Source organism: Rothia mucilaginosa (genome assembly GCF_901875305.1).
GTDB lineage: Bacteria > Actinomycetota > Actinomycetes > Actinomycetales > Micrococcaceae > Rothia.
In genome coordinates this window covers 159,968-175,578 of the sequence record NZ_CABFLY010000002.1, presented here as the reverse complement: position 1 = coordinate 175,578, position 15,611 = coordinate 159,968, and the positions used below count along the sequence as shown (strand labels likewise).

Genomic DNA, 15,611 nt, shown 5'->3' with positions numbered 1-15,611 from the left:
CTCGCAAACGGTGCCTGTACTCAGGCACGTTTAGAGGCGAACCACCTCATCACAGTGGGCCACGTCCTCGGGACGGTGCGACACCAGAACCGTAGCCACCGAGCTGGCGCGGGTTGCCGCATCCAGGTCGGCCATGAGCGCGCGGGCGGACTCGACGTCCAGATGCGCGGTCGGCTCGTCCAGCAGCAGCACCGGCGAGTTCACCAGCAGGGCACGAGCCACCGCCAGGCGCTGACGCTGACCACCCGACAGGAAGGAACCGCCGGCGCCCACGGGGGTGCGCAGGCCCTTCGGCAGGGCGTCAAACCACTCGCCCAGACCCACGCGGCGCAGAACCTCGATGAGCTCCTCCTCGCTGGGTCGGTCGGAGCGGTCACGGGCCAGCAGCAGGTTACCCTCGAGGGTCGACTCAAAGATGTGCGCCGCCTGCGGACACCAGGCCGCGTAGCCGCGCAACTCTTCGGGGTCCAGCGCCTCGCCGGCGGCCTCGATGCGGCCCGACTCCAGGGGCAGGAAGCCCAGCAGAGTGGCCAAAACGGTGGACTTGCCGGATCCAGAGGGGCCGGTCACCGCAGTCCAGGAGCCCTCGCGGGCCGTCAGATTCAGGCGCGCAAAGACCGGATGGTCCATGCCGGGCCAGCGGGCGGAACCATCCTGCATGGTGAGGGCGGGAGCCGCATCGGTGACCTTCACACCGAGCTGCTGCGGGGTGCCGCATCCGACCAGCTTGGGCTCGCCGGACTTAGGCGGGCGCGGGGATTCAGCCGCAGAGTCGGGGCGTGCGAAGCGGCGGGCACGCTGGCGGTCAGCCTCCAGCAGCTCCTCCATCTCGGCTTCCGCGCGGGCACGCAGACGCTCAGCACGGCGCGGCAGAACGTGGGTGTCCACCTCAGCCTCGGTAGGCACGGAACGCTTCAGGGTCGAGGTGGCGACAACACCCTCCAGGGATACGTCACGAACGCTCGGGGCAATCGAGGCGAGTAGGCGAGCGAACTCGGGCCAGGAGCGAACCGCCTCGATGTGACCCAGGGAGCTCTCCAGCATGCCGGTGCACAGTAGCACCACGATCGCCGACTCGGGGGCGCCCACGGTGCCGTTCACAGCCAGCGGGTAGGCAATCACGGCGCTCGCCAGCGCGGCACCAAACCAGCTCAGCGCCACGAGGGTTCGGCCCAGACCCTGGGCGGTCGAGCCCTTCTGCAGGGCGGAGAGGTTCTGCGCGTCCAGATCGTTGTTGGCGCGTTCGGCGGTGTTCGCCACACCGTTGGCGCGCAGATCCTCAGCGGCGGAAAGCATACCGGTGCCCAGGCGTAGCATGTACGCGGTGGACTGGCGGGCCAGCGCCTCCGCACGGGCGTCGGCACGAAGCACGGCCCAGGGGGCCACAAAGGTGCTCACCAGCACCGCCGCCAGCACGGGAATCAGGGCCTGCGGCAGGATGCACGCGGTTGTCACCAGCGCGGCAATCATGACCAGCAGGTGCGCAGCCGGCGGAATAATCACGCGCGGAATACCGTCTCGAAGCTCGTCAATACCTCCCACGAGGCGCTCCAGCAGGGCGTCACCGCGCAGCAGGGCACGCACGCTGCTCACGCTCTGCCAGGCGCCCACCCAGGCGCGCAGACGCAGGATATTCGCGGCGGCCAGCACCTTCGAGTGGGTCATCAGACGCTCGGCATAGCGGGCGCACGCGCGGCCCAGGCCGAAGAATCGCACGCCCACGATGGCGACCATCAGGTACATCATGGCGGGGCCCTCGCCCGCGCGCACGATAAGCCAGCCGGACAGCGCGGTCAGGGCCGCGGCCATCAGGGAGGTGGTCGCCGCCATCAGCACGGGGCCGGAGAAGGCGCTCGCACCGATTCCGGTCAGCTCCTTGAGGGTGCGCAGGGTGGCGAACAGGCCCGCGGGCTTTTCCTCCTGCAGGTTCTCATCTGCGGCGGGGGCGGCCTCCACGAGGGCGCGGATTTCGGCCTCGTGCTCGGTCTTCAGCTCCAGCAGGTGCGCGGGGGCTTCGGCGGGCACGGGCACGCGGGTCGCGTTGAGCGAGGTGCTCCAGGTGTAACCGGATGCGCTCTGCTCGGCTCGCACGAGGTGGTCGCAGTGCGCGGCCAGCTCGCCCTCGTGAGTCACAATCAGCACGGTGGCGCCCAGCTCCGCCAGGCGGTGCAGGGCGCGGGTGACCAGGTATGCCGAGTAGGCGTCCAGATGCGCGGTGGGCTCGTCCACCAGCACGGTCAGCACGGTCTGCTCGCCGCCGGCGCGGTAGATGGCCTCAGCACGGGCCAGGGTGCGGGCCACGGCCAGGCGGCGGGCCTGACCGGCGCTCAGGGCACCCGGTTCCAGTACGTTCACGCTTTCAAGGCCCAGCTGCGCCAGCGGGCGCATCGTCAGATCGTTATCGGCGGGGCTCACGGCGAACTCGCCGCGCTCCAGCACGCCGGTCACCAGGGCCGCGGCACGCTCGCGTTCGGAGTCGTCGGCACTCAGGGCATACAGCGCCATTTCGGCACGCACGGTGGGTGCGGTGAAGACCGGCGACTGCGGAATCATCAGGGTCGTACCCAGGCCGGTGACGCTACCGGTGACCCGCATCGGTTCCTGCGAGCCGGTGGGTACCAGACCGTTGCGGACCGCGCCGGAGAACACGTTCAGCAGGGTGGACTTGCCGCAACCGGAGGGACCCATAACGCCGATAACGGTGCCGCGTTCCGGACCGGGCTCCGCCGCCCGCGCCACGCGGCGAGGCAGGCTCAGGAACAGGTCGGTCAGCACCTCGGGGCGATCGGGGTAGTTCACATCCAGGCTGCGCACCTCAATCGCTGCGGGATTAGCCGAGTCGTCCTCGACCGTTTCCTCAGGCAAGGGCGCATCGATAATCTTCTGGGCGCTACGCAGGGCGGCCACGCCGTCCTCGGACTGGTGGAAGGCGGCGCCCACATCGCGCAGCGGCTGGTAGCACTCGGGGGCGAGCAACAGCACGAGAATGGCGGTGTCCAGGCCCAGGGTGCCGTTGACCAGGCGCACACCAATCAGCACGGCAATCAGCGCCACGGAGATGGTGGTAATCAGCTCGAGGGCCAGCGAAGACATAAAGGCGCTGCGCAGGGTCTGCATGGTGCGCTCGCGGTAGCGCTGACCCAGGGAGTTCATGGCGCGGGTCTGCGCGCGTTCACGGCCCAGGCCGATGATGACGGGCAGGCCGCGTACGAGCTCCAGGATGTGGTCCGAGAGGCGGTGCAGCTCGGCCTGCGCCTCCGCGGTTTCGGTGCGGGTGTTCTTGCCGATCAGCACCATGAACACGGGAATGAGCGGCAGGGTGCAGAGCAGCACGAGGGCGCTCATCATGTCCAGGGAGGCGACCACAATCCACAGCAAGACCGGCACAACCGCGGTGGAAACAAACGCGGTCAGGGTCTTGGTGTAGTAGTCGTCCAGGGCGTTCAGACCGCGCGAAAGCAACACCGCGGTCGCGCCGGTACCTTCGGGGGTGTCCGTGCCACCGGTGGCGAGCACTCGGCGTAGCAGGCTGCGGCGAATCTGAGACTTCGCGCCGGAGGCGGCACGCTGCGCGCTCACCGCCAGCAGGTAGTCCGCACCCGAACGCACCGCGAGGGCCAAGACCGCCACGATGAGCAGGCCGGGAGTGATGGCGTCGCCGTCACCGAAGATGCCGCCGAGTCCGAGCAGCCAGCCGCCGTGCGCCTCCAGGTGCGCCTGGGCGGAACCGGCGAACTCGATGTAGGCGCGGTACACGTCCGGTGCGCTCGTCTCCCTGAGACGTTCGTGTTCGGTAGCGACTGCGGCAAACCCCGCGTGGGCCGCGCGGGCAATAATGACCGCGAGCGCCGCGCTAAAAAGCACGGTTGCCAGGGTGTGCACGGCGGTAATAATGCCGAAGGTGCTCAGATTTTTGCGGGCGTTGGGGCCCAGCGGCGGACGGCGGTCAGCGCGGTCGGTGCGCTTGCCCTCCGGCGTTGTTTCTGGGGTCGCCTCGGTGTTTTGATGTTTGTCAGCGTGACGCGGTGTGTGCGTTCGGCTCACGGCGTTGTCCTTAGTCTTCTGCTATTTTTACCTCCCATTATTTTAAGGTTTGGGGTATCTATTACCTATTTGACCGGTCATACTTCGGAGATTTGGCAGGTCTGCGCTCCCCTGGGGCGGGCTCTAGCCGCGCATCGCATCGGCTGGGTTCTTGCGTGAAGCCACCCACGCCGGGTACGCCGAGGACACCAGGCCGGTGAGGGCGCCGACCCCCACGCCGAGCACTACGAATCCCGGCGAGAGAATCGCTTGCCAGCCCTGCACGAGCGAAAGGACGATGGTCGCAATCATGCCGGCACAGGCGCCGATGGATCCGCCGAGCACGCCGAGTATGACGCCCTCCATGAGGAAGATTCGGGCGATCAGCCATTTGCTGGATCCAATGGCGCGTCGTAGCGCAATTTCTGCGGTGCGCGATTGCACGGACAGGTACATGGCGGTTGCCGCCGAGAGGGAGGCGAGCACCAGCAGAATCCCGGAGAGCACACCCACATACAGGCCCAGATCCGAGGCGATGGACGCGCGTAGGCTCTGCAGGTCGGAGGGGGTTTCCACATTGATCTGGCTGGGTTCAGCGGGCTTGAGGGTCAGTGGAATAGCCTTGGCGACCGCCTTGCCGTAGCCCCGCTCGGTTTCGGCTATGTAGGTCACCTGGCCGCGTCCGGTGCGCTGTAGTTTGCCCGGCGAGACGATGACCGTGTTCCTGAATTCGTAGCCGCTGTTGCCGGGGTCGAAGAGGCCGATGACCGGCATCAGCTGACCGTCCACCCAGATGCTCACGCCGGGTGCCACCTGCGGCAGCCCACCGAGTTTAATACCGTAGTCGACGACCGGTATCTCGCCGGGTCTGGGCTCGGTTGTGGCGTTATCTGCCGCCTTATCTTCGGGGATAATGCCGAGGGCGCGGGCAGCGGAAACCGAGACGATAGCGCCGGAGAGTTGCTCGGCGCGTTCACGGTCGGCGACGTTCTCCTGGGTGAGGGTCGCGTTCATCTGTTCGAGCGCACGCAGGGTTTCGGGGTTCATGCGGGCGCCGATTTGCTCAAGCCTGGTCTTTGAGGCCGAGCTGAGGCCAATCGCCGTTTTGGGTTCGTCCTCGTAGGGGCTGAAACGGGTGATTCGCACGTCGGCGGGCGCCACGCTACTGACGAACCCGGTGTTCTTAACGTAGTCCAGCGCGCTAATGCGGTCGGCAACGTTCTGCGCGGATTCGCCCTGCCGGTAGGTTCCGAGCATGTTTTGGTCATTGTCCCTGTCGCTGATGTAGAGCGTGGATTGTTCGGATCCGAGCAGGCGCTGGTTCACCTGGTAGCTGGCGGATTCGCTCATGCCGGAGGCGCTGATGAGTCCGCCCACGCCCAGGGCGAAGGACAGGCCCAGTAGCAGGGTGCGTAGTGGTCGTGAGGTGAGCGCCGAGATTGCCTCGATGCTGTCGTCGGTGAGGAAGCTTCCGCGGCGGTGCGCGGCGGGTCTCTCCCCCGGCGCGGGGCTGGCGGGGGCATTAACAGGGGCATCTACCGTGGTTTCCGCTGGGGCATCCGTTGTAGCCGGCGCCACCTCAGCCAGAGACACCGCAGCCAAGTCGGCGCGGCTCTGCTCGTGCAGCCGCCCATCCTCAATGCGGATCACGCGGCGGGCGGCGGCGGCAACCTCCGGGTCGTGGGTAATCACCAGCACTGTACAGCCGGTCGCGTTAATGCGTTGCAGAATCTCAATGACCTTCGCGCTATTGTGGCTGTCCAGGTTGCCGGTGGGCTCGTCGGCAAGAATCAGCGGCGGGCGCGTGGCGAGAGCACGGGCAATGGCACAACGCTGCTTTTCGCCGCCGGAGAGGTACCGGGTGCGGATGCTGGCGCGGTCGCTCAACCCCAGAAATTCTAGGGTTTCTTCGGTGCGTTGCAGGCGCTCGCCGTAGGGTACGCCCTGCACGCGCAGGCCCATGGAGGCGTTGGTCGTGCTGGTTTCGTCCAGTAGCATGTTTGAGGATTGGAAGATGAAGCCGAGGTGGTCTCGGCGCATTTCGTCGCGTTCTCTGTCGCTGAGTCCTTCCGTATTTTTGCCGAAGAGGCTGTAGGTTCCGCTGGTGGGTGTGTCGAGCAGGCCGATGGCGTTGAGCAGGGTGGATTTACCGGAGCCCGACGGACCAATAATGGCGAGGAATTCGCCGCGTTCCACCACCAGGTCGAGGTGGTCGAGGACAGGCCGTTCGCTCCCCTCGAAAACACGGGTAATGCCATGCATTTCGATAGCGGGCGCGGTGTCAGGCCCAACGTCGAGCCCGGCGGCTTCTCCCCTGATGCGCGGGGTCGTCACACCGTCGGGGGCTCGCTCGGAGATTCTATTTCGGCGGCTCATGAGACAAGCACCTTCTGTCCCGCGCTGAGGTTCGCGTTGATCGCGGCGTACCCGCCGGCGGTGCGCAGAACCTCAACGTTGACTCGTTCGGTGGCGGGTGCATCCTTACTGGTCGAGGTGGAGCTTCCACCCTTTTCAACCAGCACGTAGGTGCCCTGGGAATCCTGGCGTACCGCGGTGGTCGGCACGGCGAGGGTGGTTGAGGTGTTGCCCTTGCTGGTGATGGAGGCGCTCTGCCCCGGAGTGAGCTTGCTCGGGTCGTCGGCGCTGAATCGCACGCTCTTCGCCGCGCCCTTGGAGGGGTCATTCTGCAGCTCACCAATGCTGGTGATGGTGCCTTCCACGCTGCCGGTGGAGGTGCGCAGGCTGATGCGGTCGCCGACCTTGAGCTTGTTGGCGACGGCGAGCTCAACGCTGGATTCCACGTAGGGTTCGCTGGTTTCTACGCTCGCGATGGGGTTGCCGTCACTGATGAGCTGGCCGACCGCGGCAACGGCGGTGACCGTGTGGCTGCCGCCGGGCAGAATCGCGTAGTTACTGCGGGCAATGGTGGTGACCCCCTCGCTGGGCACGCCGGTCAGGTGCGTACGGTGCAGGCGCGTGACAGCCTCAAGGGTGTCTTCAGTGACGGTGCCGCTCTGTGCGGTGGCGTACCCGGCGGAGTTCAGAGCCTTCTGGAAGGCAAGCACGTCGTCGCCGTTATCGCCCAGATTGAGGTCGCGGTACAGCGGTAGCGGCCCATCCAGCACGAAGACCGGGTCGGCGCCAATAATGCCGATGAAGTCACCGGATTTGAGCACGTTGCCGGGCTTCTGGTTCTGGTAGACGAGCACCGGCTCGCCATTGGTACGCGCGCTAATCGGGGCGGCCTCTCCAGCCTTAGTGGTTCCGGCGATGGCGAGCCCCTCGCTGACGGTGCGTTCTTCGACCTTCGCCCAGACCGGAATCACGGTTTTCGCTTGCACAGTCGGGTCGGGTCCGGTGGCTGCGTAGCGGGTGCCCAGGTAGAAGGACAGCATGAGCGAGCCGACGGCGAGGATCGCGAGAAGGAGGAGCACACGGGGTCGGGCGATGCGCTCGATGAAGCGGTGCCCGCTACGTTGCTGGCTGGTGTGTGAGTGATCGGTCATGGCGGTGTCTTTCTGAGTGTGTACGGGGGCGGGCCGCCCGCTGAGCTCTGCCTCTCGGGCGGCCCGCACCATTACCGGTCTTTCCCCGGTATCAAAACCTAGTGTCAAAACCCGGTCGTGGACGCTCGGGTTACTGGTGCTCCAGAACGTACTGCTTGAACTTCTCGTCGCGGTCACGGTCAGCTTGGCGTTCCTGTTCAAGCTGCGACTGGTACTTGCGGATGAGCGGCATCTGGTACTGAGCTTCCAGGTCGTAGAGCTGCTTGCTCATGCCGACCTGCTGGTTACATTCGGCCTGGATGGTGGCGATGCGAATCTCTTCTTCGGAGGCGGGCTCGTTGAAACCGCCGTTCTTGCTCAGCTGCTCAGCCAGCGGGGTTTCCTCGGCGACGGAGCCGGCCGAGCGCGGGGTGAGCCCGCGATCCGAGACGCACTGCTTCCACTTCTCTTCGAGCTCGCGGTGCACTTTGCTGCCGTAAACGGCGTTACCAGCTTCGGTGGAGATACGAATGTACGTGGCCTGCTCTTCCTTTTCGGGCCTCTTACCTTCGGGCACCGCGGCATCCAGGGTCTCGCGGGCCTTGTCATGACATTCGATACTGAGCCTCTCCTCGGGGCTCATGCTCTCCCCCGAGTTAAAGGAGATGGGGGCGGCGTTGGGGTCTCGCTTCTGAAAACCGTACTTCTGGGCGTACTCGACGTTCCAGGGACCGTACTTTCGCCCCATCTCGCCGCGCGGTGCGCTCTCAGAGTAGGGAGCTTGGTCGGTGTAGTTCTGCCCGTGTTCGGCGTAGCACTGCTTCATGGCAATCTGAAAGGCCGTGTATTCATAGTGAGTGCGCTCGTAGTAGAGGTAATCGTCCAGGGGCATCTTCACGATGTCCTGTTCCGCGTCGAAGATGGCGTGGACGCTTTCGTCGCGTTCCAGCGGCGGGTTGAAGAGCGAGCAGGCGCTCAGCGGGAGCACGCCGATGGCCAGCAGGGCGCCCGTGGCGAGCAGGCGGCGGCTCGTGCCGGTGCGAGGGGCGGTGGTGCGGCAGGTGAGGGATTTCATCGTTGAACACCTTTCGTAGGAGTGAGTTGCTCACCACATTACACTTTTTGCGCCTTGTCGCGCTCAAAATCTGGGGGGGTGTGCACCAAAAATTTTTATGACTCCTCTTCTCAGCTACCCGGAGCCGCCCCCTCCCCACAGGCGTCCCCACAGACGCAAGAATCCCCCGAACTTCTCAGAAGAGAAATCCGGGGGATTCTTAGAATGGCCCGTTAGCTACAGGCTACTTGGTCGGCAGTTTAGCCAACTCGGTAGCGTCGTGTGCATCGGGGATGTGGTCCACGTGCAGACGCTTACGGAAGACCCAGTAGGTCCATGCCTGGTAGACGAACACGACGGGCAGACCAAGGCAGGTCACGAAGGTCATCACGCCCAGGGTGTACTCAGAGCTGGAGGCGTTCGCAATGGTGAGCGAGTATGCCGGATCCAGGGTAGAGGGCAAAACGTTCGGGAACATTGCGGTGAAGATTGCCAGTGCGCCGAATGCGACAAACACGGACAGACCCGCGAAGGCACGACCCTCGCGACCGCCCTTGGCGGAAGCCCATGCAATCACAACGGCAACAACAGCCAGGATGGTGCACAGCCAGGAGATGCCGTTACCGGTGGTGAAGTCCAGGGTCAGAACCCAGGCAACAATCGGCAGCAGCAGCAGCGGCGACCAACGCACCAGCAGGGTGCGAGCGCGGTCACGAATTTCGCCATCGGTCTTCAGAGCGACGAAGGCCAGGCCCTGAACCAGGGCAAAGCCCACGAAGCCCAGGCCGCCCAGCAGGACGGGCAGGGAGATCCAGGCGAAGGCACCGCCAACGCGGTCACCATTTGCGTTGATGGGCAGACCCAAGGAGGTCAGGCCCAGCAGTGCGCCCACGAGCAGAGCGATGAAGAAGGAGGAGAGAGACAGAGCAATGTTCCAGTTACGGATCCACTTCTCGTCGTTCTTCTTACCGCGGTACTCGATTGCAACCACGCGCAGAATCAGGAAGACCAGTGCGAGAGTCAGGGGGATGTACAGGGCCGAGAAGAGGGCTGCGTACCAGATGGGGAATGCTGCGAACAGGGCAGCACCACCGGACACAATCCACACCTCGTTACCGTCCCAGACGGGGCCGATGATGTTCAGCAGCAGACGGCGTTCCTTCTCGTTCTTGGTGAACTTGGAACCCATCAGCATACCGACACCCAGGTCGAAACCGTCCAGAATCAGGTACATGATGAAGAAGACGCCAATGGCGACAAACCAGATGGTCGGCAGAGTGGGCTGACCGGCAAAGATATTGAAATCAAAGTTCATGATGAATCAATCCTTACCCGCCTAGTAGGCGAACTCCAGCACGTCGCGCTTGGACTTGTCAGCGGACTCGTCCTCGTGGTGCGACTGAACCAGCTCGGGCATAGCAGCGACCACGCCGGCCTTGACGTACTTAATGAGCAGGTAGACCTCGACGACCATCAGCACGCCGTAGAGCAGGCCCAGGGTCAGCAACGAGAAGAGAATCTCTTCGCCGCTCACACCCGGGGAGACAGCTGCCGCGGTGTACAGGCGGATGGCGGGGTCACCTTCAAGGTTGGGAACAACCACGAAGGGCTGACGGCCCATTTCGGTGAAAATCCAGCCCAGTGCGATGGCGAAGAAGGGAGCCAGGATGGACCATACGGCGACCTGCTTCAGCAGCTTGGACTCGGGAACGGTTCCCACGCCCTTCTTGCGGGTAACCCACAGTGCGTAGAGGTAGAAGGGAACCACGATGAGACCCAGACCAATCATGCCGCGGAAGCCCCAGTAGGAGACCTCGAGGGAGGGCAGGTAATCAATCTTCTGACCTGCACGCTCACCGTAGAGCGGGTTGTTGGGCAGATGGGTGCCGTACTTAGCTTCGTACTCGGGAACCAGGGTCTTAATGCCCTTCACCGGGGTGGTGAAGTTGTCGTGTGCAAGGAAGGACAGCACGCCAGGAACCTCGATGACGGTGTTGATCTTGTCGCAGCTCTGAGCGCCAAGCTCACCGACGGTCAGCACAGAGAAGGAGGTGCCGTCGTGGCAGGCTGCCTCGGCGGCAGCCATCTTCAGGGGCTGCTCGTGAATCATCATCTGTGCCTGCATGTGGCCGGTTGCACCAACGGCTGCGAAACCGATGAGGCCCACCACTGCGCCCAGGCGCAGGGACTTGAGCCAGACCTGGAAGTCCTTCTTGTCGCGTGCGCCCTTGTCAGACTCACCAACGACGACCTTGCCGTCAACGATGGTGTCAATACCATCCTTGCGGCGGCGCCACAGCTTGTACCAGGCGATACCGACCAGGAAGCCACCGGCAACCTGGATGGATGCGGTGATAACGTGCGGGAAGGTAACCCACGCGGTGGGGTTCATCAGCACGGCGCCGATGTCGTTCATGCGGGGACGGCCGTCGACCATCTCAACGCCGACGGGGTGCTGCATCCAGGAGTTTGCCACCAGAATGAAGAAGGCGGAAATCCAGGAGCCGAGAACAGCCATGAACAGGCAGAATGCGTGGATGGCAGGCTTGAGACGATCCCAACCGAAAATCCACAGACCCAGGAAGGTCGACTCAACGAAGAAGGCGAAAAGGCCTTCCATTGCCAGCGGCGCGCCGAAGACGTCGCCCACGAAGCGGGAGTATTCGCTCCACGCCATGCCGAACTGGAATTCCTGAACCAGACCGGTGGCCACACCCATGGCGAAGTTGATGAGGTACAGCTTGCCCCAGAACTTCGTCATTCGCTTGTATTCGTCCTTCTTGGTACGAACGTAGCAAATGTACAGGTAGGTCACTACAAGGCCCAGACCCAGAGTCAGCGGAACCATGAAGAAGTGGTAGACGGTGGTGATACCGAACTGCCACCTACCAAAATCAAGGGGATCCATTGATAGGTCCTTACTATGTGTGTACTTGATGTGCGCGTGCGCCAGACTCGTGTACTCCCCCGTCAGTGAAGGAGGCTCACGAGTTACTGACACAGTGTCTCTCACTCATCTAAGGTACAGGCTTTTCATTGGATGCTGTGAGGTACCTGTATGCTGGCTGGGCGTTAAATGTTTGACGTTTGGATAAAGGTTTATTGCACGTTATCGACAAATACGAAGGCAAGATGCCCTGTCATTATTCGGGGTACTGAGTCCCCTTCTCACCCCTCCCTAAAACCTTGCAGTAACACCATATAACTGCAATATTTTAGTGACGGATTCCATGAAACTGACACAATAGCCACTCAGGGCCAATTTATTAAATTCGCATCAAAAATACCGATTTTTTGCGCCGTGGTGAAACTGACTGTGACAATTCTCATAGGAAATTCTCACTTTATGACAAATCGTCAGCATATTTTCCACAAATCTCAAGAGAAGATACACACGCAAACCCACACGGGGGCAGAACCACTACATATCGATATTCTCAGCATCGAGCTGATGCGCACCAGCAATAATGAAGTCCTTACGCGGAGCCACCTCAGAACCCATCAGCAACGAGAAAGCGCGCTCAGCAGCCTCAGCATCCTCAATACGGACACGACGCAACATGCGGTGACGCGGATCCATCGTAGTCTCAGCCAGCTGATCGGCGTCCATCTCGCCTAGACCCTTATAACGCTGAATCGGTTCCTTATAAGACACACCCTGCTCCCGCAGAGAACCCAGCAGCTCATGCAGCTGCTTCTCCGAGTAGGTGTACACCATCTCGTTCGGCTTGCCGCGGCGCACCACCTCCACGCGGTGCAACGGCGGAACCGCCGCGTACACGCGACCGGCCTCAATCAGCGGACGCATGTAACGGTAGAACAGAGTCAGTAGCAGGGTGCGGATGTGGGCGCCGTCCACGTCCGCATCGGTCATCATAATAACCTTGCCGTAGCGGGCGGATTCCAGATCGAATGTGCGACCCGAACCGGCGCCAATCACCTGAATCAGCGCCGCACACTCAGCATTCGCGAGCACATCGGTCACCGAGGCACGCTGAGTGTTCAGGATCTTACCGCGAATCGGCAGCAGAGCCTGGTACGAGGAGGAACGAGCCAGACGCGCCGTACCCAGCGCCGAGTCACCCTCCACGATGAACAGCTCGGAGTGTTCGACGTTCGTCGAGCGGCAATCCACCAGCTTGGTGGGCATCGACGAAGACTCCAGCGCGGTCTTGCGGCGCTGAGTCTCCTTGTGAATACGTGCAGAGACGCGGGTCTTCATCTCAGAGACAACCTTCTCACACAGAGCGGTCGCCTGAGCCTTCTCAGCGCGGGCGGTCGACTCCAGGCGAGCCTTCAGGGCATCACCCACCACCTTGGAAACAATCTGGCGAACCGCCGGGGTACCCAGAATCTCCTTGGTCTGACCCTCAAACTGCGGCTCGGCCAGGCGCACGGTCAGAACCGCGGTCAGACCGGCGAGAACGTCGTCCTTCTCAATCTTGTCGTTACCCACCTTGTACTTGCGGGCGTTGTCTGCCAGGTGCTTGCGCATCACTCGTAGCAGACCCTGTTCAAAGCCCGCGGTGTGGGTGCCGCCCTTGGGGGTCGAAATAATGTTCACAAAGCTGCGAATCGTGGTCTCGTAGCCGATGCCCCAGCGCAGGGCAACGTCCACCTCGCAATCGCGTTCCACATCGGTCAGCTGCGAGCGGCCGTCCTCCCCCAGCACGGGCACGGTCTCGGTGAAGGTTCCGCTACCGCTGAAACGCCAGATATCGGTGACGCGCTCGTCGTGCGCCAGGAACTCCACGAACTCGCTGATGCCGCCGTCGTACTGGAAGACTTCTTCGTGCGCCTCCAGCTCGCCGGGGGTGCCGGGCAGTCGGCGCTCATCGCGAATGCAGATGCGCAGACCCGGAATGAGGAACGCGGTCTGGCGGGCGCGCGCCACCAGGTCCTCGTAGCTGAACTTGGCGTCGGGGGTAAAAATCTGCGGGTCAGCCCAGTAGCGCACGCGGGTGCCGGTCACGCCGCGCTTTGCCTTACCCACAATCTGCAGGGCGTCGGTACCCTCGGATGCGGGGGCGAACGGGTCGTCCGGCTTGGGGGTGCGGCCCGATTCGAAGTGGCCGGGAATGCCGTGACGGAACGACATCTGGTAGGTCTTGGAACCGCGATCTACCTGCACGTCCAGGCGCGAAGACAGCGCATTCACCACAGAGGCACCCACACCGTGCAGACCGCCGGAGGCGGTGTAGGAACCGCCGCCGAACTTACCGCCGGCGTGAAGCTTAGTGAAGACGACCTCCACACCGGATAAGCCGGTACGCGGCTCAATATCCGTGGGGATACCTCGGCCATCGTCGCGAACCTCCACCGAACCATCGCGGTAGAGAATCACCTGAATAGACTGGCCGAATCCGGCGAGCGCCTCATCCACCGAGTTGTCGATAATCTCCCAGAGGCAGTGCATGAGGCCGCGGGAATCGGTGGAGCCGATGTACATGCCCGGGCGTTTGCGGACTGCTTCAAGACCTTCCAGAACGGAGAGGTTGCGAGCGGTGTAGTTCGAGGACGCCACGGGATTCCTTTCGGATGAATATGTCTGCGGTGGTGAAGCGTGCCACCGGCCGGGCGGAGCGTGAGCCCGGCTCGGGTGTTACGGGGGCAGAACGGATGCGGGGCACGACGCGTGTCGTGCCCCGCAGAGCGTTCAACGTTCGGAACTCTATTCTAGCGTGGCTTGGGAGAAAGGGCGGTCAGGTCGGTTGCCGACAGCGCTGCTTCTCGCTCCTCAGAAGGTCTCCAGACCGCTCTCACTAGTGAGCTTCACCCGTGGCCTTCGAGGAGCTTTCGTGGCGGTTCGTGACCATGATATTGGATTTGAAGTAGAAGGCTTCAGGCAGCTCGTTAATGACCGGGCCGTGGGGGAACTCGCTGAGCTTCGGCACGAAGTACCAGTCCATCAGCTCGCCGCTACTCTGCTTGAGTAAGCGACGCTCGCGCATTGCGCGGTGAATCTTGCGGCGCAGACGGGGGCTGTCGTCCAGGGTGCTCGTGAAGACCCAGGGGGTTTCGTACCCTTCAGTGGCGGTACCGAAGGTGATGCGTAGCTTGCCCTGTTCGTTGGCCTCGATGACGAAGTCGCCGGGCGTGATGTCGGTGAAAGCCAGCATCCAGCTGTGGCGGCGTTCGTAACTTTCGCGGGTGGTCTGCAGCGCCGCAATGATGCGGTGATCCACGAGAAGCTCGACCTTGCGCTCGGTAATTTCTCCCAGACGGGCGTAGGAGCCGAAGGCGCGGTTCGCACCACTGCGGCGGGGCCACTTGGTGATGGCGCCGTGCGGAACCTCACCGGCAAAGGTGAAGGGGCCGGTGATGGTGCCGGGCAGGCGTAGACGCTCGAATGGGGCAGTAGGGAGGAAAGTAGTCAGTAGCGTATCGGAGCTTACCGATTTGCCCCAGCGGGCCACCTCAAAGATTGTCGGTTCGGGGCCGACCGGGTAGATGCGCGGCATCTTGCGGCCATACTCGTCGAAGCCATCGGTGTACTCGCCGTCGGGGCGGTAGCCGGGCATGGTCGCGCCGACGGGTCGGGTCCAGGAACCGGAGTAGGGCTTGGTCAGGTGCGGGTGCTCCACGGGCAGGATGCTCGTGCGGCCACCCAGGTATGCAGGCATGCGGGAAAGGTTACGCCACGCGAACTTAGCTGCGACGGCCTCACGCCACCACATGGGGCGCTTGCCCGGGGTTTGACCACCCAGGCAGTGCATGAGTAGCCAGAAGCCGGCCCAGCCAAGGGTGCCGGCAACAATCACCCAGAGAATGATGGTCAGCACCGTGTGAAGAACACCTGTCGCCCACATGTTCGTGGCGATAACGCCCATCAGCCCCACCCAGGCCACCATGGCGTACGGGCCGAGCGTAATCATGGGGTCGACCACCTTGACGGCGGCGATAACACGGCGGTTGAGGCCGCGCCACACGTATGAGTAGGACCAGAGGGCGACGGCAAGAATTAGAGCCATCAGCAGGAGAAGTATAAGCATCGGTGCGTCTCTTTCGCTGCAGGTTTTTCTACCGCGGTCGGTGACAGCAGGCATCGG

At 63.1% G+C, this 15,611-nt stretch carries 8 protein-coding genes; all 8 read right to left on the bottom strand.

Annotation, left to right across the window (positions count from 1 at the left end):
* Positions 1-30 precede the first annotated feature (30 nt).
* Positions 31-4,044 (bottom strand): ATP-binding cassette domain-containing protein, encoded by a 4,014-nt coding sequence (locus JX292_RS02915; RefSeq protein ID WP_204861259.1) that lies wholly within the window; start codon positions 4,042-4,044, stop codon positions 31-33.
* Positions 4,045-4,167: 123 nt separating this feature from the next.
* A complete protein-coding gene (locus JX292_RS02910) occupies positions 4,168-6,399 on the bottom strand; it encodes an ATP-binding cassette domain-containing protein (RefSeq protein ID WP_239653597.1) in 2,232 nt (743 codons plus the stop codon).
* Positions 6,396-7,529: an efflux RND transporter periplasmic adaptor subunit gene (locus JX292_RS02905; protein ID WP_204861247.1), complete on the bottom strand. Its 1,134-nt coding sequence runs from the start codon at positions 7,527-7,529 to the stop codon at positions 6,396-6,398. Before JX292_RS02905 ends, JX292_RS02910 begins: the two co-directional genes overlap by 4 nt.
* Before the next feature lie 130 nt (positions 7,530-7,659).
* Entirely contained in the window at positions 7,660-8,583 is a 924-nt protein-coding gene (locus JX292_RS02900) for a multidrug transporter (protein WP_204861245.1), read from the bottom strand.
* Positions 8,584-8,806: 223 nt separating this feature from the next.
* Positions 8,807-9,877, bottom strand: coding sequence for a cytochrome d ubiquinol oxidase subunit II (cydB, locus tag JX292_RS02895; protein WP_204861242.1), 1,071 nt, complete (start codon positions 9,875-9,877; stop codon positions 8,807-8,809).
* A gap of 21 nt (positions 9,878-9,898) precedes the next feature.
* On the bottom strand, positions 9,899-11,470 hold the full coding sequence (locus JX292_RS02890; RefSeq protein WP_204861240.1) for a cytochrome ubiquinol oxidase subunit I: 1,572 nt from the start codon (positions 11,468-11,470) through the stop codon (positions 9,899-9,901).
* 513 nt (positions 11,471-11,983) lie between these two features.
* Entirely contained in the window at positions 11,984-14,086 is a 2,103-nt protein-coding gene (locus JX292_RS02885) for a DNA gyrase/topoisomerase IV subunit B (RefSeq protein WP_204861237.1), read from the bottom strand.
* Positions 14,087-14,324: 238 nt separating this feature from the next.
* Entirely contained in the window at positions 14,325-15,554 is a 1,230-nt protein-coding gene (locus tag JX292_RS02880; protein ID WP_204861235.1) for a peptidase E, read from the bottom strand.
* Between the last annotated feature and the right edge of the window lie 57 nt (positions 15,555-15,611).

Bases quoted from the DNA above. Each gene is read 5' to 3' on its own strand.
- JX292_RS02900 (WP_204861245.1), bottom strand. From the start codon at position 8,583: ATGAAATCCCTCACCTGCCGCACCACCGCCCCTCGCACCGGCACGAGC.
- JX292_RS02890 (WP_204861240.1), bottom strand. From the start codon at position 11,470: ATGGATCCCCTTGATTTTGGTAGGTGGCAGTTCGGTATCACCACCGTC.
- cydB (WP_204861242.1), bottom strand. From the start codon at position 9,877: ATGAACTTTGATTTCAATATCTTTGCCGGTCAGCCCACTCTGCCGACC.
- JX292_RS02880 (WP_204861235.1), bottom strand. From the start codon at position 15,554: ATGCTTATACTTCTCCTGCTGATGGCTCTAATTCTTGCCGTCGCCCTC.
- JX292_RS02910 (WP_239653597.1), bottom strand. From the start codon at position 6,399: ATGAGCCGCCGAAATAGAATCTCCGAGCGAGCCCCCGACGGTGTGACG.
- JX292_RS02905 (WP_204861247.1), bottom strand. From the start codon at position 7,529: ATGACCGATCACTCACACACCAGCCAGCAACGTAGCGGGCACCGCTTC.